This is a genomic window from Streptococcus timonensis, assembly GCF_047463455.1.
GTDB lineage: Bacteria > Bacillota > Bacilli > Lactobacillales > Streptococcaceae > Streptococcus > Streptococcus timonensis_B.
Genome location: NZ_JASHDV010000005.1, coordinates 24,183 through 46,058 on the forward strand (window position 1 = coordinate 24,183; position 21,876 = coordinate 46,058).

Below are 21,876 nucleotides of genomic sequence, written 5' to 3' on the forward strand. Positions count from 1 at the left end.
TTAAAAAATGGATATCAAATCAGAAGTTATTGAAATTATCGATGAATTATTTATGGAAGATGTTTCTGACATGATGGATGAAGATCTTTTCGATGCAGGTGTCTTGGATAGTATGGGAACGGTTGAATTGATTGTAGAAATCGAAAATCGCTTTGATATACGTGTCCCGGTTACAGAATTTGGCCGTGATGATTGGAATACAGCCAATAAAATCGTGGCAGGGATTACGGAGTTAAAGAATGCTTAAACGCCTGTGGTTAATCTTCGGGCCGATTCTTATTGCAGGTTTATTGGTTCTTCTACTCATTTTTTTCTATCCTAGTAGTAAGAGTCATAATCTAATGGAGGAAAAATACTCTGCAGCCTCAGTAAGTGCAGAAAGTTTCAAAGAGAGAAGTCAAAAAGTGAGAGCTCTCACGGATCCTAATATGCGTTTTATACCCTTTTTGGGTTCGAGTGAATGGATTCGTTTTGATAGCATGCATCCAGGAGTGTTGGCTGAAAAGTATAATCGCTCCTACCGTCCGTATTTTATGGGGCAGGCAGGAGCCGCTTCTCTTAGTCAATATTTTGGGATGCAACAAATCACATCTGAACTTGAAAACAAACAAGCGGTATTTGTAATCTCTCCACAGTGGTTTACAAAAGAGGATCATGACCCGACTATTTTTCAAACTTATTTTAACAATGATCAGTTGACTGCCTTCTTGGAGAATCAATCTGGAGACGTAGCTTCTCAATATGCGGCTAATAGACTCTTAAAGCAAAATCCAAGAGTTCCGATGAAAGGAATTGTTGAGAAGATAGCTAAGAATGAACAGTTGTCAGACTTTGATCAAACGATGGTTAATATCTCTGCCGAGTTCAATGAGAGACAAGCTGCCCTTTTTGGTCAATTCTCTATTCGAGGCCAATTAAAGTATAAAGATCATATTGAAAAATATTTGAGCAGTCTCCCAGATCAGTTTTCGTATGAAGAATTGGAAAATATTGCACGTAAGGATGCAGAGGAAAATACGACCAATAATGATTTGGGGATGGATAACCACTTTTACAATACTCAACTTAAGAAAGATTTAAAAAAGTGGGAAGAGTATCAAAAAAATTACAACTTCCTCCAGTCAAGGGAATACAATGATTTACAGCTGGTGCTTGATCAATTTGCCAAATCTAAGGTGAATGTACTCTTTGTCTTTCAACCTGTCAATAAAAAATGGATGAATTATACCGGATTAAGTGAGGAAATGTATCAACACTCTGTCGAAAAAATTCGTTACCAGTTGGAGAGTCAAGGTTTTACCAATATTGCTGATTTTTCAAAAAACGGTGATGAACCTTATTTTGTCAAGGATACGATTCATATCGGTTGGTTAGGCTGGCTGGCGTTTGATAAGGTTGTAAATCCTTTTTTAAGTAATCCAACAACAGCACCTAGTTACCAAATGAATGACCGCTTCTTTAGCCAGGATTGGGCAAATTACGATGGGAATATTAAAGATTTTCAATAAATAGCAAAAGAGCCTGAACCTTGTTTTGGGCTCTTTGTAATGAATAATTTTTGGTAATGGACAGTGTTGTAGCGGCCTCTTCATTTGAATAAGGGTAAGTAAAAAGAGATCAAGCAAATGAAAACATAAAAAATTGTTTTCATCTTTTTTCTTGACTCCATTCTTAGATGTGATATACTTAACTAGTAAAGAAACGACGAAAGACCTTTGTATTTATGGAAGTACAGTTAAGGAAAGGAGAAGTTCATGAGACAATTAGCAAAAGATATTGATCATTTTTTAAATGAGGTTATCCTGAAAGCTGAAAACCAGCACGAAATTTTGATTGGTCATTGCACCAGCGAAGTGGCTCTGACTAATACCCAGGAGCATATTCTTATGCTTTTATCAGAGGAATCATTGACCAATTCGGAGTTAGCACGACGTCTGAATGTTAGTCAGGCTGCTGTTACCAAGGCTATCAAATCTTTGATTAAAGAGGGGATGTTGGAGACATCTAAGGATCCCAAGGATGCTCGTGTCATTTTCTATCAGTTGACAGATCTAGCTAGACCGATTGCTAAAGAGCACCATCATCATCATGAGCACACCCTCTCGACTTATGAGCAAGTTGCCAGTCAATTCTCAGCTGAGGAGCAAAAAATTATCCAGCGGTTTTTAACTGCTTTAGTAGGAGAAATCAAGTAATGAGATACATCACAGTAGAGGATTTGTCCTTCTATTATGACAAGGAACCTGTGCTTGAGCATATCAATTACAGTGTTGATAGCGGGGAATTTGTCACCCTTACTGGAGAAAATGGAGCAGCCAAGACAACGCTAATCAAGGCTAGTCTGGGTATTTTGCAACCAAGATTTGGAAAGGTTACCATCTCAAAAACAAATATTCATGGGAAAAAGCTAAGAATCGCCTATCTTCCTCAACAGATTGCAAGTTTTAATGCAGGCTTTCCTAGTACTGTTTATGAATTTGTCAAATCAGGACGTTACCCAAGAAAAGGTTGGTTCCGTCGTTTAAATGCTCACGATGAAGAGCACATCAAGGCGAGTTTGAACTCTGTCGGTATGTGGGAACATCGGGATAAGCGCATTGGCTCTCTCTCTGGCGGACAAAAGCAAAGGGCGGTTATTGCACGTATGTTTGCTTCAGATCCGGATATCTTTATCTTGGATGAGCCAACGACAGGGATGGATGCGGGAACCAAGAATGAATTTTATGAGCTCATGCATCATAGTGCCCACCATCATGGTAAGGCTGTTTTGATGATTACTCACGATCCTGAAGAAGTTAAGGACTACGCAGATCGTAATATTCACCTGGTTCGAGACCAAGATTCGCCATGGCGTTGCTTCAATGTCCATGAAAGTGATCAGGAGGTGGAGCATGCTTAATCTATTGTCTTATGATTTTATGCAGCGAGCCTTTTTGGCAGTTATTGCCATGAGTCTCTTTTCACCAGTTCTTGGGACCTTCCTCATCTTGCGTCGTCAGAGTCTTATGAGTGATACTCTCAGCCACGTCTCGCTTTCGGGTGTTGCCTTTGGTTTGGTTTTGGGGATCTCTCCGACCATCTCAACCATTGTGATTGTCTTGATTGCAGCGGTCTTCCTTGAATACCTACGTACGGTTTATAAAAGCTTTATGGAGATTGGAACAGCTATCCTCATGTCAACAGGTCTTGCGGTTTCACTTATTGTTATGAGTAAGGGTAAGAGCTCTAGCTCGATGAGTTTGGACCAATACCTCTTTGGTTCTATCGTGACTATTAGTCAAGAGCAGGTAATTGGGCTCTTTGTCATTGCGGCAGTTGTTTTGGTCTTAACCTTCCTCTTTTTAAGACCCATGTATATCCTGACCTTTGACGAGGACACAGCTTTTGTCGATGGACTTCCAGTGCGTACCATGTCTATTCTCTTTAACATGGTAACTGGTGTGGCTATTGCTCTTATGATTCCAGCTGCAGGGGCACTTTTGGTATCAACTATCATGGTTTTGCCAGCTAGTATCGCTTTGCGTTTAGGGAAGAACTTTAGTTCAGTGATGATTCTTGCGAGTGCCATCGGTTTTCTAGGCATGGTTGCGGGACTTTATATTTCCTATTATGCAGAGACACCACCGAGTGCAAGTATTACCATTATCTTTGTAGTTGTCTTTTTGTTAGTCAGCTTACTCAAACGTTTTATAAAATAGGAGAAGTAAATGAAAAAACTAGGCCTACTTTTGGCAAGTCTTGTGACCTTGTTCTTAGTCGCTTGTTCTAATCAAAAACAAGCAGACGGGAAATTAAATATCGTTACAACTTTCTACCCTGTCTACGAATTTACCAAGCAAGTGACAGGGGATACAGCCAATGTCGAACTCTTAATCGGGGCTGGAACAGAGCCACATGATTATGAACCATCACCAAAGGCAGTCGCTAAAATCCAAGATGCTGATGCCTTTGTTTATGAGAATGAAAACATGGAAACATGGGTTCCCAAGCTGTTAGAATCTCTAGATGCGAAAAAAGTAAAAACCATAAAAGCTACTGGAGATATGTTGCTTCTTCCAGGAAGTGAAGAAGAGGAAGACCATGACCACGGTGAAGAAGGTCATCATCACGAGTATGACCCTCATGTATGGTTGTCTCCTGCGCGTGCAATCAAACTTGTAGAACATATCCGTGATAGTCTTTCAGCTGACTATCCAGATAAGAAGGGGACTTTTGAGCAAAATGCAGCAGCCTATATCGAAAAACTGCAAGCCTTGGATAAGGCTTATACTGAAGGACTTTCTAATGCTAAGCAAAAGAGTTTTGTGACTCAACACGCAGCCTTCCGTTATCTAGCCTTGGACTACGGACTCAATCAAGTTTCTATCTCAGGTCTTTCACCTGATGCTGAGCCTTCAGCAAGCCGTTTGGCAGAATTGACCGAGTACATCAAGAAAAATAAAATCTCTTATATCTACTTTGAAGAAAATGCTTCTCAAGCCCTAGCCAATACCCTCTCAAAAGAAACAGGAGTGAAGTTAGATGTTCTGAATCCTCTTGAAAGCTTGACCGAAGAGGACATGAAGGCTGGAGAAAACTATATCTCTGTCATGGAGAAAAATCTCAAGTCTCTCAAGCAGACAACTGATCAGGCAGGAGCAGAGATTGAACCAGAAAAAGCAGAGGAAACTAAAACCGTTCAAAATGGCTACTTTGAGGATGCAGATGTTAAGGACCGTACCCTAAGTAATTATGCTGGCAACTGGCAGTCTGTCTATCCTTTACTTGAGGATGGGACTCTTGACCAAGTCTTTGACTACAAAGCTAAATTGACTGGTAAGATGACCAAGGATGAATATAAGGCCTACTATCAAAAGGGTTACCAAACAGATGTGACCAAGATTAACATCACGGATAATACTATGGAATTCATCCAAGGTGGCCAAAGTAAGAAATATACTTACAAGTATGTCGGCAAGAAAATATTGACTTATAAGAAAGGAAATCGTGGAGTACGCTTCCTCTTTGAAGCGACAGATGCGGATGCTGGACAATTTAAGTATGTTCAGTTTAGCGACCATAATATTGCTCCAGTCAAGGCAGAGCATTTCCATATCTTCTTTGGAGGCACTAGCCAAGAAGCCCTCTTTGAAGAGATGGACAACTGGCCAACTTACTATCCAGATGGCTTATCAGGTCAAGAAATCGCCCAAGAAATGTTGGCTCATTAAATCCAAACAATCCTTCCTACATGGGGAGGATTTTTCTTGTTTTATCAGCGTTGAGCATCTGGATTGACATTGGCTGAGAGGGGAGTATAATAGATGTAATAAAAGAAGTTACAACTAAGGAGCTTTTCTATGGTTTACGAATATAATAGTCGCATTCATTTGGCTGAAGTAGCTTTAAATGTCAAGGACTTAGAAAGTCAGACAGCATTTTATCATCAGTTGCTTGGGTTGGAGATTTTGATTCAATCGGAAAAAGAAATTCTTTTAGGTGCCGGTGGGAAACCGCTAGTTCGGCTAATTAAGACAGATGACATTAGCAATCCTAAGCAAAGTTATGGTCTTTATCATATGGCCCTTCTTTTGCCAAGTCGAGAAGATTTGGCTAATGTTTTTAAACACTTGTTAGACTTAAAGATTCCGTTAGTTGGTGGAGCTGATCATGGCTATAGTGAAGCTATCTATCTTGAAGACCTGGAGGGTAATGGCATTGAACTCTATAGAGACAAGCCTGTGACCGAGTGGGACATTCGTGAGGATGGACGAATTATCGGTGTGACAGAAGAGCTGTCTGCACAAGATATCTACGAACTAGGAAAAGAAATAGAGCCTTTTGCAATCGCAAGTGGCACTCGCATGGGTCATGTTCACCTATCTGTTAAAAACAGCCGAGAAGCATCTGTCTTCTACCAAGAGTCTCTTGGTCTTGAGGATAAATTCACGATTCCACACGCAAGTTGGATTGCATCGGGAGATTACCATCATCATCTAGCAGTTAATGAATGGGGAGGTAAAAACTTAGCTTTACGTGAAAATGGGATGGCAGGTCTAGCCTACTATGTGGTTGAAGTTGAGAACAAAGAGAAATTATTAAAAGTATTTGCTCAATCTCAAACTGGCAAGCCTAATGTTCAATGGGTTTCCTCTTCAGAATTCACCATTACAGATAAAGATGGGATTGTTACTTATGTGAGAATGGGGGCTAGAAGGCTTTGACTACTAAAAAAGTGATACCTTTGACAAAGCCCTTTATTAGAGATATAATGTAGAAAAATCGTTAAGGATAAAGAGATGACAAAATCAAAGTACATTACACGCCTCAAACGCTCAGAAGGTCAATTGCGGGGTATTCAAAAGATGATGGAGGAAGAGCGTGATTGTGTCGATATCATTACTCAATTAACGGCAGTGCGATCCAGTGTTGATCGTATTATTGAACTGATGATAACGGAGAATTTAACAGCTTGCATTAACGACCCTCTAGAGGATCCTCAAGCACAGAAGGAACGCTTGGAAAAGGCGGTTAAATACTTGATTAAACGTAAGTAATAAAAAACATACGTTTCTCTTAAATAGTGAACAAATGATTAAAAGAGCAATTGGTCTTATTGAAAGTAGACCAATTGCTCTTTTTGAATTTTATTTACTCAACATCACCAGGCCAGTGGTTCATGCCGCCTTCTACATTGGTGACAGCCAGACCTTGGGCTTTGAGAAATTGACAGGCAGATGCAGAACGCCCACCGCCTTGGCAGATGATATAGTATTCTTGATCAGATGTGAGTTCTTTGTAGCCTTGCTCCAAGGTGCTTAAAGGAATATTCCTTGCACCAGGTGCATGTCCTGCTTGGTATTCATGTGCTTCGCGTACATCTATGAGGTTAAGTTCTTCATTTTGATATTTCTTAAAAAAGTCAGTCATGCTGATATTAGTTTTCATATTCGACTCCTTCTGGGTTGGCAATTTTGTATAGTGAATAAGCGCCGTCAAGGTTTTGGACGGTAAATCCTGCTTGCTTGAGGATACGCTCTGCGATATAGCTGCGCAAACCACTGTGGCAGCTAACGATGTAAGCTTGGTTCTTGTCTAGTTCGTCCAAGCGTTCCCGTAGTTCGTTTAGGGGAATATGAATGGTATCGACTTTGAGTCGACCACTCTGGAATTCGCTACTTGTCCGTACATCTAGAAATTTCTTTCCCTTAGCCAGTTCGTCTTCGAGCTGGTACCATTGAACGTTGTCGCTGAGATCTTCGATAAGGTTCAAGGCTGCGTAACCCAGCATATTGACGGGATCTTTGGCAGAGCCAAATGGCGGTGCATAAGTAAACTCTAATTCTGGTAAATCAAAGACAGTGAGATTTGCCTTTATAGCTGTTGCCAGGATGTCAATTCGCTTGTCGACCCCTTTTTCTCCGACTCCTTGGGCGCCATAAATTTTGCCACTGGTTGGGTCAAAGAGGAGCTTCAGGGTCATATCAGTAGCACCTGGATAATAACCAGCGTGGTCTTTCCCACTGACATGAATTGCCTTGTATGGGAGTTGATTGTCACGAAGAGTGCGCTCGCTAAGACCTGTCGAAGCAGCGGATATACCAAAAGCACGAACGATAGCAGTACCGATACTGCCTTTGTTAGTACGGTTGATTCCTGCGATGACGTCCGCTACTTGGCGTCCTTGACGATTGGCAGGAGAAGCTAGTGAGATGAGAGCGTCTTGGCCCGTAATCTCTTGCTTAACGACGATGGCATCCCCAACCGCAAAAATATCTTTATGACTGGTTTCGTAGTTTTCATCAACCAGGATCCCGCCACGAATTCCTAGTTCAATCCCCACAGCTTTGGCCAGACCGTTTTCAGGTTCAACACCGACAGAAAGGATGGTGAGGTCAGAAGTAATCTTTTGACCATTTTCGAGAACGATGATTTTTCCTTGTTCTTCAAATCGAGTCGCAGATAGGGAAGTGATAACACTAACGCTGTTTTTAACCAATTCTGCTTGGACAAAGGCTGCCATTTCTTGATCTAATGGTGGCAAGACATGAGGAGCTTTTTCGACGATGGTGACATGCAAGCCACGTTTTGCCAGGTTTTCAGCCATTTCAAGCCCTATAAAACCTGCACCGATGACGACAGCTTCCTTTGGATGCTTGTCCAAGGCGGCCATAATTTCATCGAGATCAGGAACATTGCGGAGCGTGTAGGCATTCTTAGCTTCTGCCAAGCCATCAATGGCAGGAACAAATGGCTTAGCTCCTGGAGAGAGAATCAACTTATCGTAGCCTTCTGTGAATTCCTGTCCATCATGTCGGACAGTGACAGTGTGATTTTCTGGAGAAATTTGGACAACCTCGTGAAATGGTCGCACATCAAGATTAAACCGTGCCTTGAGACTTTCAGGTGTTTGAACTAATAAACTATCACGACTGGCAATTTCTCCTGAAACATAGTAAGGAAGTCCGCAGTTTGCAAAGGAAACAAAGGGCCCTTTCTCAAAAATAATGATCTCAGCGTCTTCCATGAGGCGTCTGAGACGGGTTGCTGCTGACATACCGCCTGCAACTCCTCCGATAATGATAATTTTCATTGGCTTTCTCCTTTGAACTTTTAGATGACCTTACCTTTCCAAGCGATCATACCGCCTCGGACGTTGATAACATCATAGCCTTTTTTCTTGAGCTTTTTAGCAGCCATCTTGCTTCGAACACCAGAATGACAAATGACATAGAGTGTTTCCTTTGTCGCAGGTGTGTAAGATCCGATTTCCGATAGAGGAACATTCTTGGCATTTTTGATATGACCTCTACAGAATTCCGTAGGCGTCCGAACGTCCAGTAGCTGAATCGGTTCCTTGAGTTTAGCTTCTAATTCGCTGGTAGAAATACTATCAATTTTTGTAAATAAGTGAAACATAGGCACCTCCAAATATACCCTTATGGGGTATATTAAACCACTAAGCAAGGCTTTTGTCAAGTAAGTTGAATTGATTAGTATTGTTTCTTTTTCAGTATACAAGATGCCAACTTACAAACTAAAGAGTTGGTTGATAAGTTAATGAATAGAACCTGTCTTGTTTATTCAACAACTACTTGTCTAGAAAATTACCTTTTCAGAAAACGAAGGCCATCTATACTAAAGTAAGAAAAAACAAGCAAAGCCCTTGAAAAATCAGACCAAATCAAGTATAATATAAGTAATCATTTGTCGTAGGTTTTGTCTGAAATATTGTCCAGACAAGGCTCACAGCAGTTAAATCTTCTTACAAAAGTCAGATTTAGCTGCTCTTTTTGTGCTTTTTTTCAGTATTTTTGTCATCTGTAACAGAGATTTAAAGATTCTGAAAATTACCTAGAAGGATAAGGTGATAGGGGTTTGTTAACCATCTAACGATAATCAAAGGCCTAGATAATTAGGCTTGGAATTTTAACTAAAAGGAGAATCATCTTGGCAGGACATGACGTTCAATACGGGAAACATCGTACCCGTCGTAGTTTTTCAAGAATCAAAGAAGTTCTTGACTTACCAAATTTGATTGAAATTCAAACAGATTCATTTAAAGATTTCCTGGATCATGGTCTTAAGGAAGTGTTTGAAGACGTATTGCCAATTGCAAACTTTACAGAAACTATGGAGTTGGAGTTTGTTGGCTACGAAATCAGAGAACCAAAATACACGCTAGAGGAAGCACGTATCCATGATGCTAGCTACTCTGCGCCAATCTTTGTAACTTTTCGTTTGATTAACAAAGAAACTGGCGAAATCAAGACTCAAGAAGTTTTCTTTGGAGATTTCCCAATCATGACTGAGATGGGTACTTTCATCATCAATGGTGGTGAGCGTATCATCGTATCACAGTTGGTTCGTTCTCCTGGTGTTTACTTTAACGATAAAGTAGACAAAAACGGTAAAGTTGGTTACGGTTCAACTGTTATCCCTAACCGTGGAGCTTGGTTGGAACTTGAAAGCGACTCAAAAGACATTGCCTACACTCGTATCGACCGTACTCGTAAAATCCCATTTACGACTTTGGTTCGTGCACTTGGTTTCTCAGGTGATGATGAAATCTTTGATATCTTCGGTGATAGCGAGTTGGTTCGCAATACAGTAGAAAAAGATATCCATAAGAATCCTATGGACTCTCGTACTGATGAAGCCTTGAAAGAAATCTACGAACGCCTTCGTCCAGGTGAGCCAAAAACAGCTGAGAGTTCACGTACCTTGCTTGTAGCTCGTTTCTTTGATCCACGTCGTTATGACTTGGCTGCCGTTGGACGCTACAAGATTAACAAGAAACTTAATATTAAAACACGCCTACTCAACCAAACTATTGCAGAACCATTGGTAGACCCTGAAACTGGTGAAATCTTGGTAGAAAAAGGGACTATCATGACTCGTGATATTATCGAGAGTATCGAAAGTCACTTGGACGGCGACTTGAACAAGATTGTATACACACCAAATGATTCAGCGGTATTGACAGAACCAGTAGTACTTCAAAAATTCAAGGTAGTTGCGCCTACTGATCCAGACCGTGTTGTAACTATCATTGGTAATGCAAATCCAGATGACAAGGTTCGTACCATCACTCCTGCGGATATCCTGGCTGAGATGAGCTACTTCCTTAACTTGGCTGAAGGAATTGGTCGTGTTGATGACATTGACCACCTTGGAAACCGTCGTATCCGTGCTGTTGGTGAATTGCTTGCTAACCAAGTTCGATTAGGACTTTCTCGTATGGAACGTAATGTTCGTGAGCGTATGTCAGTTCAGGACAATGAAGTCTTGACGCCGCAACAAATCATCAATATCCGCCCTGTAACAGCTGCAGTCAAAGAATTCTTTGGTTCATCACAGTTGTCACAGTTCATGGACCAACACAACCCTCTGTCAGAATTATCACACAAACGTCGTTTGTCTGCCTTGGGACCTGGTGGTTTGACACGTGACCGTGCCGGATATGAAGTCCGTGACGTGCACTACACTCATTATGGTCGTATGTGTCCAATCGAGACACCTGAAGGACCAAACATCGGTTTGATTAACAACCTGTCTTCATATGGGCACCTCAATAAGTATGGCTTTATTCAAACACCATACCGCAAGGTTGACCGTGCAACTGGTAAAGTAACTAACGAAATCGTTTGGTTGACTGCCGATGAAGAAGATGAATACACAGTAGCTCAGGCTAACTCTAAATTGAACGCAGATGGAACTTTTGCTGAAAAAGTTGTCATGGGACGTCACCAAGGGGTTAACCAAGAATATCCAGCATCAAGCGTTGACTATATGGACGTTTCTCCGAAACAGGTAGTTGCCGTTGCGACAGCATGTATTCCTTTCTTGGAAAACGATGACTCCAACCGTGCCCTCATGGGTGCCAACATGCAACGTCAGGCTGTTCCTTTGATCGATCCTAAAGCGCCTTTCGTTGGGACTGGTATGGAATACCAAGCAGCCCATGACTCAGGAGCTGCGGTTATTGCACAACATGGTGGTAAGGTTACCTATGCGGATGCGGACAAAGTAGAAGTTCGCCGTGAAGATGGCTCATTGGATGTTTACCATATCCAAAAATTCCGTCGTTCAAACTCAGGTACTGCTTATAACCAACGTACCCTTGTTCGAGTTGGCGATGTCATCGAAAAAGGTGACTTTATCGCTGATGGACCTTCTATGGAGAAAGGTGAAATGGCGCTTGGACAAAACCCAATCGTTGCCTACATGACATGGGAAGGTTACAACTTCGAGGATGCCGTTATCATGAGCGAACGCTTGGTGAAAGACGATGTCTACACATCTGTTCACCTCGAAGAATACGAATCAGAAACTCGCGATACAAAGCTTGGGCCTGAAGAAATCACTCGTGAAATTCCAAACGTTGGTGAAGATGCCCTTAAAGACCTTGACGAAATGGGTATCATCCGTATCGGTGCTGAGGTTAAAGAAGGGGATATCCTTGTAGGTAAAGTAACACCTAAGGGTGAAAAAGACCTTTCTGCTGAAGAACGTCTCTTGCACGCTATCTTCGGTGATAAATCTCGTGAAGTCCGTGATACTTCTCTTCGCGTACCACACGGTGCCGATGGTGTCGTTCGTGATGTTAAAATCTTTACACGTGCAAACGGTGATGAATTGCAATCTGGTGTCAACATGCTGGTTCGCGTCTACATCGCTCAAAAACGTAAGATCAAGGTTGGAGACAAGATGGCCGGACGTCACGGAAACAAAGGGGTTGTCTCTCGTATCGTTCCTGTAGAAGACATGCCTTACCTTCCAGATGGAACTCCAGTCGATATCATGTTGAACCCACTTGGGGTGCCATCACGTATGAATATTGGTCAGGTTATGGAGCTTCACCTTGGTATGGCGGCTCGTACTCTTGGTATTCACATCGCAACACCAGTCTTTGACGGAGCAAGTTCAGAAGATCTTTGGGACACTGTTAAAGAAGCAGGTATGGATAGCGATGCCAAGACGATCCTATACGATGGACGTACTGGTGAACCATTTGATAACCGTGTGTCAGTTGGTGTCATGTACATGATCAAACTTCACCACATGGTTGATGATAAATTGCACGCACGTTCAGTCGGACCATACTCAACTGTTACGCAACAACCACTCGGAGGTAAAGCTCAGTTTGGTGGACAACGTTTCGGTGAGATGGAGGTTTGGGCGCTTGAAGCTTATGGTGCGTCAAATGTCCTTCAAGAAATCTTGACTTACAAGTCTGACGATATCAACGGACGTTTGAAAGCTTATGAAGCTATTACAAAAGGAAAACCAATTCCAAAACCAGGTGTTCCAGAATCATTCCGAGTTCTTGTAAAAGAATTGCAATCTCTTGGTCTTGACATGCGTGTCCTTGACGAAGACGATCAAGAAGTGGAGCTTCGTGACCTTGATGAAGGAATGGACGAAGATGTCATCCACGTAGATGACCTTGAAAAAGCCCGCGAAAAAGCAGCTCAAGAGGCGAAAGCAGCCTTTGAAGCAGAAGAAAAAGCAAAAGCGGAAGCTACTGAACAAGAATAAGTAGTTCACTAATAATAGAAAGGGAAGAAATAGTGGTTGATGTAAATCGTTTTAAAAGTATGCAAATCACGCTAGCTTCTCCAAGTAAAGTCCGTTCATGGTCTTATGGAGAAGTCAAAAAACCTGAAACAATCAATTACCGTACGTTGAAACCAGAACGTGAAGGACTATTTGACGAAGTCATCTTTGGTCCTACAAAAGACTGGGAATGTGCTTGTGGTAAGTACAAACGCATTCGTTACAGAGGGATTGTTTGTGACCGTTGTGGGGTTGAAGTAACGCGTACTAAAGTTCGTCGTGAACGTATGGGACATATCGAATTGAAAGCTCCTGTATCTCACATCTGGTATTTCAAGGGGATCCCAAGCCGTATGGGCTTGACCCTTGACATGAGTCCTCGTGCTCTCGAGGAAGTTATCTACTTTGCAGCTTATGTGGTTATCGATCCTAAGGACACTCCACTTGAGCACAAGTCTATCATGACAGAGCGCGAATACCGTGAGCGCTTGCGTGAGTTTGGTTACGGATCATTCGTTGCCAAAATGGGTGCGGAAGCTATCCAAGACCTCTTGAAGCAAGTAGACCTTGAAAAAGAAATTGCTGAACTCAAAGAAGAGTTGAAAACAGCTACTGGACAAAAACGTGTGAAAGCTATCCGTCGTTTGGATGTTTTGGATGCTTTTCACAAGTCTGGCAACAAACCTGAATGGATGATTCTCAACATCCTTCCGGTTATTCCACCGGACCTTCGTCCAATGTTGCAGTTGGATGGTGGCCGTTTTGCCTCATCTGACTTGAACGACCTATACCGCCGTGTTATCAACCGTAACAACCGTTTGGCTCGTTTGCTTGAGTTGAACGCACCAGGTATTATCGTTCAAAATGAGAAGCGTATGCTTCAAGAAGCGGTTGACGCTTTGATTGACAATGGTCGTCGTGGTCGTCCGATTACAGGACCAGGTAGCCGTCCACTTAAATCATTGAGCCACATGCTTAAAGGAAAACAGGGACGCTTCCGTCAAAACTTGCTCGGTAAACGTGTTGACTTCTCAGGACGTTCCGTTATCGCCGTTGGTCCAACTCTTAAGATGTACCAATGTGGTGTGCCACGTGAAATGGCGATCGAGCTCTTCAAACCATTCGTCATGCGTGAAATCGTAGCTCGTGATATTGTGCAAAACGTTAAAGCCGCTAAACGTTTGGTAGAACGTGGAGATGAACGTATCTGGGATATCCTCGAAGAAGTTATCAAAGAACACCCAGTGCTTTTGAACCGCGCACCTACCCTTCACCGTTTGGGTATCCAAGCCTTTGAACCTGTCTTGATTGACGGTAAAGCCCTTCGCTTGCACCCACTTGTCTGTGAAGCCTATAATGCCGACTTTGACGGTGACCAAATGGCCATCCACGTACCGCTTTCAGAAGAAGCCCAAGCAGAAGCTCGTATCTTGATGTTGGCTGCTGAGCATATCTTGAACCCTAAAGATGGTAAACCGGTTGTTACTCCATCTCAGGACATGGTTTTGGGTAACTACTACTTGACCATGGAAGAAGCTGGTCGTGAAGGCGAAGGTATGGTCTTCAAGGATCGTGACGAAGCTGTCATGGCTTACCGTAATGGTTATGTTCACCTTCACTCACGTGTCGGTATTGCAACAGATAGCCTAAATAAACCTTGGACAGAAGAGCAAAAACACAAAATCTTGCTTACAACTGTAGGTAAAATCCTCTTCAACGATATCATGCCTGAAGGTTTACCATACTTGCAAGAACCAACTAACACAAACTTGACAGAAGGTGTTCCTGCTAAATACTTCTTACCGCTAGGTGGAAATATCAAGGAAGCTATTAATGAACTTGAACTCAACCCACCATTCAAGAAGAAAAACCTTGGAAATATCATCGCTGAAATCTTCAAACGTTTCCGTACGACAGAAACATCTGCCCTACTTGACCGTATGAAGAACCTCGGCTACCACCACTCAACTCTTGCAGGTTTGACAGTAGGTATCGCCGATATTCCAGTCGTTGAAGACAAGGCTGAAATCATCGAAGAATCACACAAACGTGTAGAACAAATCACAAAACAATTCCGTCGTGGTATGATCACAGATGACGAACGCTACAATGCTGTTACAGCTGAATGGCGTGCTGCCCGTGAAAAACTCGAGAAACGTTTGGTTGCCAACCAAGATCCTAAGAATCCTATCGTTATGATGATGGATTCTGGAGCCCGTGGTAACATCTCTAACTTCTCACAGCTTGCCGGTATGCGTGGTCTGATGGCTGCTCCGAACGGACGTATCATGGAATTGCCAATCCTTTCAAACTTCCGCGAAGGTTTGTCAGTACTTGAAATGTTCTTCTCAACTCACGGTGCCCGTAAAGGGATGACCGATACGGCCCTTAAGACAGCAGACTCAGGTTACTTGACTCGTCGTTTGGTTGACGTTGCCCAAGACGTTATCATCCGTGAGGATGACTGTGGAACTGACCGTGGTCTCTTGATCCGTTCTATTACTGAAGGTAAAGAGATGATTGAGTCTCTTGAAGAACGTCTCAATGGTCGTTACACTAAGAAAACTGTTAAACACCCAGAGACAGGTGCAGTCCTTATCGGTGCTAATGAATTGATTACTGAAGACAAGGCGCGCGAAATCGTTAACGCGGGTGTTGAAGAAGTAACGATCCGTTCAGCATTTACATGTAACACCCGTCATGGTGTCTGCCGTCACTGTTATGGTATCAACTTGGCGACTGGTGATGCGGTTGAAGTTGGTGAAGCAGTTGGTACAATCGCTGCCCAATCTATCGGGGAACCTGGTACACAGCTTACAATGCGTACCTTCCACACGGGTGGGGTTGCCTCAAATACCGATATCACTCAGGGTCTTCCTCGTGTCCAAGAAATCTTTGAAGCCCGCAATCCAAAAGGGGAAGCGGTTATCACAGAGGTTAAAGGACAAGTTACCGCTATCGAAGAAGATGCTTCTACTCGTACTAAGAAAGTCTTTGTCAAGGGCGAAACTGGCGAAGGTGAGTACGTGGTACCATTTACCGCTCGTATGCGTGTAGAAGTTGGTGATCAAGTATCTCGTGGTGCAGCTCTAACAGAAGGTTCTATCCAACCAAAACGTCTCCTTGCTGTTCGTGATGTCTTGTCAGTAGAAACCTATCTTCTCGGTGAAGTACAAAAAGTTTACCGTAGCCAAGGGGTAGAAATTGGTGACAAACACATCGAGGTAATGGTCCGTCAAATGATCCGTAAAGTTCGTGTCATGGATCCAGGTGATACAGATCTTCTCATGGGTACTCTCATGGATATTAACGACTTTACAGATGCTAATAAGGACGTCCTTATCTCAGGTGGAGTTCCAGCGACTGGTCGCCCAGTTCTTATGGGAATTACTAAAGCCTCACTTGAAACAAACAGCTTCTTGTCAGCTGCTTCTTTCCAGGAAACAACTCGTGTCCTTACAGACGCAGCTATCCGTGGTAAGAAGGACCATCTCCTTGGACTTAAGGAAAATGTCATCATCGGTAAGATCATCCCAGCAGGTACTGGTATGACTCGCTACCGTAACCTTGAACCAAAAGCTATCAATGAAGAAGTTTACCTTGAACCGTCTCAAGAAGATGAAGAAACCAATCTTGTTGTAGAGGCTCAAGTTGAAGTAAACGAATAGAATATTTTACTTGAAATGAAAAAGAGGGGATACCCCTCTTTTTCCGGGTAAAAGTATTGCATAAAATCGCGCAAAAAATGCAAAAAATAGCAATATTTTGACACTTCGAAGTATATATATTCTTTTTGAAAATATTAAGCACAATACTTTGTATTTTAGGTAATTGAATGCTAAAATGTTAAGTGGTTGTTTGTGTATTCATGAAAAACAACGCATAAAATATAACAATATAAGCAATCCCGCAAGGGTATTGGAGGTAATATCGTGAAAAATGATTTGTTTAACGATCGTATCAGTCGATTTTCGATTCGTAAACTAAATGTTGGAGTATGCTCAGTCTTACTCGGAACATTAGTTATGCTCGGAACAGCTGCAAACGTTAGTGCGGATGAAGTTGCTGAGGATAAACAAGTTGAGGGGGTTGTTGCGACTACGGAGGTAGAAAGTCCAGCTAGTCTTCCAACTGTTGAAGCAGAAAAAACGCCTGAAACAACTTATCAAGCTGATGCAGCACCTGTAGTTCCTGCAGAAAAAACAGCTCCAGCAACAACTGATAAAGCTGAAGCTCCTGTAACTCCTACAGAAACAGCTCCAACTATAATAGCTCCTGTTGAAGAAAAAACTCCAGTTGTGGCACCTGCACCAGCTCAAGCAGATAAGAAAGAAGAAGCTATAGCTGCAGGCGTAGAGGCACCAGCAAAAGAAGAGAAAGCTGCAACAGCTCCAGCAGAAAACACTGGGAAACGTCGTAGCCGTCGTGCTCTTGGTGACGCAAATGATCCAAACTTGATTGGGGATGACGTTGAAGACGCAACTTCAACTCCTAAGGTTGAGAAACCAGGCTATTCAACCTTAAATGCTAAAGAATTCACGAAACAGATCAACTGGCTAGATTTCGGAGACACTGCAAATTGGACCAACACAACTACAGGAGAAAATGGTCAAACAGCTCTCCAAGTTGGTTCAACCTATACAAAAGAAATCATGCCTGGTTATGTAGTTACTGTAAAAGTGAAGTCTTTGAAACCCTTCCAAGCAACTGAAATTTATAAGAAGCGTATGGAGGAGCGAGGCGCAACTGCTGAAGAAAAAGCTACCTATGATCCAAATGCAAAAAATGGTGTTGTAAGTGGAGTTATAACACCAGCTACTAAAGAAGCGTTTAACAATGGTGAAGAAGCAAAAATTATCGCCGATCCTCAGAATCGTTGGACAGAGATTCGACAGGAAGGTATTGATACTGGTACAAAGCAAACTACAATTGGTTCTGAACTCAATGGTTCCAATATCGGTGTACAATTTGAGATTTCTGCTACATTTAGAGGGAAATCTGTTAAGCCAGCAGTAGTCATGGCAGATGGAGAATCAGCCAATCCTGGTGAATTGGTTCTATTCACGACAAATGGTACGGGTTGGCAACATGTCGGAGAATGGAAAAAAGGTCGAAATGGTCAACCTTATGTAGTTCAAGACACAAATTACCTTTTTGATCCTGCGAATGGATTCATTAATAATAAACGGGTTGATGTTAATGGAGTTAAAATTAATGGACTAAATTTGCAACTCCTAATTAAATCGGATCAAGTTGGTCCAGATAAGAAACCAGTCGCATGGAAGTACTTTGGTAGTGCTGATTTGACAACTGGTGGTCTTGGAACTGGCGTGTTTGGACCAAATTATTCAGCCGGTAACGTTTCAGTACCTTTGGTTATGACGCGCGGGGCATCTGAGATTGGCTTGTATATTGCTTCATCTGGTAAACAAGCAGCTATGCTTGGTTTCTTCCCGCTTGATGAGGGAGATGCACCGGAAAGTTATGGCAAAGCTTCTCATGCGATTGGAACAGTTGACGGAGTTACTGGTGGTAAGGTAAGTCAACCATACTTGGGAGACGTTAGCCCAGATATGGATGAAAACAACAAGGGCGACTGGGAAGGTGACGACAAATCGGTTACTGCTGACGAAGGAATCGACCAACTTTTACCAGATGACTTGAAGGGCGCGACTAATGAGATGATCAAGCTAGATCGTACTCGTCCAGGAAACTATACTTTGAAGGTTGAAGCCCATACAGATGGAGCAGATAAAGCTTATCTATATGGTTGGATTGATTTTAACCAAAATGGGAAGTTCGATGATAACGAACGCTCTGATCTTGCTACAATCACAAAAGATGGCACTGTTGAGTTGAAGTTCAACAATGGTAAAGCGATTACAGATCCAAGTGTTACTGAGCTTGGAGTCCGTGTCCGTATTGCAAAAGATGCAAAAGAGATTGAAAGTCCCACAGGCTTGGCTCTATCTGGTGAGGTAGAAGACTTCAAGACTCAAGTAACCTTCCCACCAAAAGGTGAGCGTAAGGAAACAAGTGATGTTCAAGGAGCTAAACAAAGCTCAACTATTGCCTTTACTCCACAAGGATTAGCTAAATATAGCCGTACTCAAAAAGCAGTCATCGACGAAAAAGTTGCACCAGTCATGATCGACAACAAGACGAAACAAGTCGTGACTCCTGGAGCAGATGGTTATTACGCAGTAGCTGGTCAAGGTAAATACAAGATCACTGCTAATGGTAAGGACGTTGATGTAGAATTCATCCCAGAAGACAACTTTGTCGGAACTGCAGATGGTATCTCAATCCGTCGTACAGACAACAATGGTAACGATACTGATTGGAACTCTAAAGACAAAACAGCTCTTCCTTCAATCAATGAAGTAATGGATAACATGGATGGTCTTTACATCCCGACTGTAACTCCTAAGAACCTTGAAGGTATAGATAAAGAAACAACAGATGTCCAAGGTGCTACTCAACTTGGAACACCAACTTTTGCAGTAGAAGGAACGAATAGCAAGGGTCAGAAAATTACTGTATCACCAAGTGGAGAATACCCTGCGAAATTCGTAGATCCAACGACTGGTCAAGTTACAGATAACACTGCTATTACAGTCCCAGGCGAAGGAGAGTATTCATTAAACCGTGCAACTGGTGAGGTAACCTTCCGTCCAGAACCTGGATTTGTAGGAACTGCTAAGGGTGTAACCTTGTCTCTAACTGCTCCAGTTGGTCGCGATAAGAACGGGGATGCTCCAGCAGAAGCTATTAAGACTGCGACAGCTAAATACATTCCAACTGTAACACCTGTAACAATTACTCCTACTAACAAGGAGTCAGTGGACATTCAAAATGTTCCTCAAACTCAAACTCCAACATTTGATTTGAGTAGTGATAAGACAGCTAAAATCACAAGTAAGAAGCTAGTGGATCCAGCAACTGGTCAACCTACTGATGAAAAAACTGTCACCGTGCCTGGCGAAGGAACATACACAATCGATCCTTCTACAGGAGCCGTTACATTTACTCCTGAAAAAGACTTTGTTGGTAAAGCAAAAGGTATAACAGTACAAGCAACTGCAACTGTTAGAAATGAGCCTGGTAATACAGCTACAATTACTTCTGATGCGAAGTACACACCAACTGTACTTTCTGCAGCTCCAACGGCACAACCTGCAACATCTAAAGATATTCAGGGAGCTGTTCAAACAGGAACACCTACTTTTGCGGGTGCTACAGTTAATGTAAATGGTCAAGACAAACAAATTCCACTAAAAGAAAATAGCTATAAGCTTTTGGATAAAGATGGAAATGAAGTTCTTGGTACAACTCCAGCTTATGCAGAAGATGGAACAACACCAATTGGTACTTTCTCTATTGATTCAACTACAGGTAAGGTAACTTTCACACCAACTGATAAATCTTATACAGGTAAAGTTACCCCAGTTAAAGTTCAAGCTGAAAGTACAAATGGCCTTAAAGTAGATACTACTTACACTCCAGAGATTGTACCAGTAACACCAACAGCGACACCAGCTGAAACTACAAATGTTCAAGGTGCGACTCAAAAAGGTAAACCAGAATTTAAAGGTGGTACTGCTGATGTTGACGGTGTTGAAAAGGCTGTAGCCATTAACGAAGCTGTTCCTGCTAAATTTGATGATGGTACAACAAGTAAGAAGGTTGAAGGAGTAGGTACTTACACAGTAGCTCCAGATGGAACAGTCACATTCGTCCCAGAAAAATCATTTGTTGGTAAAGCACCAGCAGTAACAGTAGTTCGTGAAGACATGAACGGAACAAAAGCTTCTGCAACATACACACCAACAGTAACGCCGGTAACTCCTACAGCAACTCCAGCTGACTCAGTTGCACCTCAAGGTGTGGTTCAAACTGGTACTGTTACATTCACAGAAGGTGATCCAGTAGCACCAATCGACAAGGATACCATTACTCTTCTTGATGAAAATGGTCAACCAGCTGCATCAGTAGTTGCTAAATCACCAGAAGGTAAAGAAATCGGTACCTTCACAGTTGATAAAGCAACAGGTGTTGTAACCTTCACACCAACAGATAAGACATACTCAGGTGATGTGGTTGCAGTTAAGGTTCAAGCGAAGGATGCCAACGGTACCCCAGCTGAAACAACCTACACACCTAAGATTACTCCAGTTGTTCCAACAGCAGAGGATGTAACTTCAAAAGATAAACAAGGCCAAACTCAAACAGGTAAGCCTAAGTTTACAGAAGGAAATCCAAATATTCCAATGGATGATGATACGCCAGCTACATTCGAAGATGGTTCAACAACGAAAACAATTCCAGGCGAAGGTACTTATACAGTCGCACCAGATGGAAGTGTAACCTTCGTACCAGAGAAATCATTCATCGGAACAGGAACAGGTGTAACAGTTAAACGTGTAGATAAGAATGGTACACCAGTAACAGGTAAGTACACACCAACAGTAACACCAGTAACACCAACAGCGACACCAGCTGACTCAGTTGCACCTCAAGGTGTGGTTCAAACTGGTACTGTTACATTCACAGAAGGTGACCCAGTTGCGCCAATCGACAAGGATACCATTACTCTTCTTGATGAAAATGGTCAACCAGCAGCATCAGTAGTTGCTAAATCACCAGAAGGTAAAGAAATCGGTACCTTCACAGTTGATAAAGCAACAGGTGTTGTAACCTTCACACCAACTGATAAGACATACTCAGGTGATGTGGTTGCCGTTAAGGTTCAAGCTAAGGATGCCAACGGTACGCCAACTGAAACAACTTACACACCTAAGATTACTCCAGTTGTTCCGACAGCAGAGGATGTAACTT

At 42.3% G+C, this 21,876-nt stretch carries 14 protein-coding genes; 11 read left to right on the top strand and 3 right to left on the bottom strand.

Annotation, left to right across the window (positions count from 1 at the left end; genetic code table 11):
• Window positions 1-7 precede the first annotated feature (7 nt).
• The 8 genes from dltC (at window position 8) to QM847_RS07790 (ending at window position 6,536) form a co-directional block, all read left to right on the top strand.
• On the top strand, window positions 8-247 hold the full coding sequence (gene dltC / locus QM847_RS07755) for a D-alanine--poly(phosphoribitol) ligase subunit DltC (protein WP_000351968.1): 240 nt from the start codon (window positions 8-10) through the stop codon (window positions 245-247).
• Window positions 240-1,508, top strand: a complete 1,269-nt coding sequence (gene dltD, locus QM847_RS07760) for a D-alanyl-lipoteichoic acid biosynthesis protein DltD (RefSeq protein WP_414354855.1) — start codon at window positions 240-242, stop codon at window positions 1,506-1,508. The genes dltC and dltD overlap by 8 nt, the downstream gene beginning before the upstream one ends.
• A 246-nt stretch (window positions 1,509-1,754) precedes the next feature.
• Window positions 1,755-2,195, top strand: a complete 441-nt coding sequence (adcR, locus tag QM847_RS07765; RefSeq protein ID WP_414354857.1) for a zinc-dependent transcriptional regulator AdcR — start codon at window positions 1,755-1,757, stop codon at window positions 2,193-2,195.
• On the top strand, window positions 2,195-2,899 hold the full coding sequence (locus QM847_RS07770; RefSeq protein WP_269798082.1) for a metal ABC transporter ATP-binding protein: 705 nt from the start codon (window positions 2,195-2,197) through the stop codon (window positions 2,897-2,899). The genes adcR and QM847_RS07770 overlap by 1 nt, the downstream gene beginning before the upstream one ends.
• Entirely contained in the window at window positions 2,892-3,698 is an 807-nt protein-coding gene (locus QM847_RS07775; RefSeq protein WP_269798081.1) for a metal ABC transporter permease, read from the top strand. Before QM847_RS07770 ends, QM847_RS07775 begins: the two co-directional genes overlap by 8 nt.
• 9 nt (window positions 3,699-3,707) lie before the next feature.
• Window positions 3,708-5,210, top strand: a complete 1,503-nt coding sequence (locus QM847_RS07780) for a zinc ABC transporter substrate-binding protein AdcA (protein WP_414354860.1) — start codon at window positions 3,708-3,710, stop codon at window positions 5,208-5,210.
• Between the two features lie 129 nt (window positions 5,211-5,339).
• The gene (locus tag QM847_RS07785; protein WP_414354862.1) at window positions 5,340-6,203 is read left to right on the top strand and encodes a VOC family protein; all 864 of its coding nucleotides are present in this window, start codon (window positions 5,340-5,342) and stop codon (window positions 6,201-6,203) included.
• Window positions 6,204-6,278: 75 nt separating this feature from the next.
• On the top strand, window positions 6,279-6,536 hold the full coding sequence (locus QM847_RS07790; RefSeq protein WP_045613673.1) for a metal-sensitive transcriptional regulator: 258 nt from the start codon (window positions 6,279-6,281) through the stop codon (window positions 6,534-6,536).
• A gap of 94 nt (window positions 6,537-6,630) precedes the next feature.
• Here QM847_RS07790 and QM847_RS07795 read toward each other — a convergent pair whose 3' ends face one another.
• Genes QM847_RS07795 through QM847_RS07805 form a run of 3 tightly spaced genes read right to left on the bottom strand, consistent with a single transcriptional unit; the run spans window position 6,631 to window position 8,898 of the window.
• Window positions 6,631-6,927 carry a rhodanese-like domain-containing protein gene (locus QM847_RS07795; RefSeq protein WP_414354864.1) on the bottom strand — a complete coding sequence of 99 codons (297 nt, stop codon included), beginning with the start codon at window positions 6,925-6,927 and terminating at the stop codon, window positions 6,631-6,633.
• Complete coding sequence (locus tag QM847_RS07800; protein WP_414354866.1) at window positions 6,917-8,572, bottom strand: FAD-dependent oxidoreductase; 1,656 nt, start codon at window positions 8,570-8,572, stop codon at window positions 6,917-6,919. The genes QM847_RS07795 and QM847_RS07800 overlap by 11 nt, the downstream gene beginning before the upstream one ends.
• A gap of 20 nt (window positions 8,573-8,592) precedes the next feature.
• Window positions 8,593-8,898, bottom strand: a complete 306-nt coding sequence (locus tag QM847_RS07805) for a rhodanese-like domain-containing protein (RefSeq protein ID WP_269798076.1) — start codon at window positions 8,896-8,898, stop codon at window positions 8,593-8,595.
• Between the two features lie 531 nt (window positions 8,899-9,429).
• Between QM847_RS07805 and QM847_RS07810 the strand changes: the two genes are divergently transcribed.
• The 3 genes from QM847_RS07810 to QM847_RS07820 all read left to right on the top strand — a co-directional run.
• Window positions 9,430-13,020, top strand: coding sequence for a DNA-directed RNA polymerase subunit beta (locus QM847_RS07810; protein ID WP_269798075.1), 3,591 nt, complete (start codon window positions 9,430-9,432; stop codon window positions 13,018-13,020).
• A gap of 32 nt (window positions 13,021-13,052) precedes the next feature.
• A complete protein-coding gene (rpoC, locus tag QM847_RS07815) occupies window positions 13,053-16,706 on the top strand; it encodes a DNA-directed RNA polymerase subunit beta' (protein ID WP_414354868.1) in 3,654 nt (1,217 codons plus the stop codon).
• Between the two features lie 264 nt (window positions 16,707-16,970).
• The coding region (locus QM847_RS07820) for a CshA/CshB family fibrillar adhesin-related protein (RefSeq protein ID WP_414354870.1) at window positions 16,971-21,876 on the top strand (4,906 nt) is incomplete at its 3' end.

Coding starts and splice junctions, on each gene's coding strand:
- dltC (WP_000351968.1), top strand. CDS start 8: ATGGATATCAAATCAGAAGTTATTGAAATTATCGATGAATTATTTATG.
- dltD (WP_414354855.1), top strand. CDS start 240: ATGCTTAAACGCCTGTGGTTAATCTTCGGGCCGATTCTTATTGCAGGT.
- adcR (WP_414354857.1), top strand. CDS start 1,755: ATGAGACAATTAGCAAAAGATATTGATCATTTTTTAAATGAGGTTATC.
- QM847_RS07770 (WP_269798082.1), top strand. CDS start 2,195: ATGAGATACATCACAGTAGAGGATTTGTCCTTCTATTATGACAAGGAA.
- QM847_RS07775 (WP_269798081.1), top strand. CDS start 2,892: ATGCTTAATCTATTGTCTTATGATTTTATGCAGCGAGCCTTTTTGGCA.
- QM847_RS07780 (WP_414354860.1), top strand. CDS start 3,708: ATGAAAAAACTAGGCCTACTTTTGGCAAGTCTTGTGACCTTGTTCTTA.
- QM847_RS07785 (WP_414354862.1), top strand. CDS start 5,340: ATGGTTTACGAATATAATAGTCGCATTCATTTGGCTGAAGTAGCTTTA.
- QM847_RS07790 (WP_045613673.1), top strand. CDS start 6,279: ATGACAAAATCAAAGTACATTACACGCCTCAAACGCTCAGAAGGTCAA.
- QM847_RS07795 (WP_414354864.1), bottom strand. CDS start 6,927: ATGAAAACTAATATCAGCATGACTGACTTTTTTAAGAAATATCAAAAT.
- QM847_RS07800 (WP_414354866.1), bottom strand. CDS start 8,572: ATGAAAATTATCATTATCGGAGGAGTTGCAGGCGGTATGTCAGCAGCA.
- QM847_RS07805 (WP_269798076.1), bottom strand. CDS start 8,898: ATGTTTCACTTATTTACAAAAATTGATAGTATTTCTACCAGCGAATTA.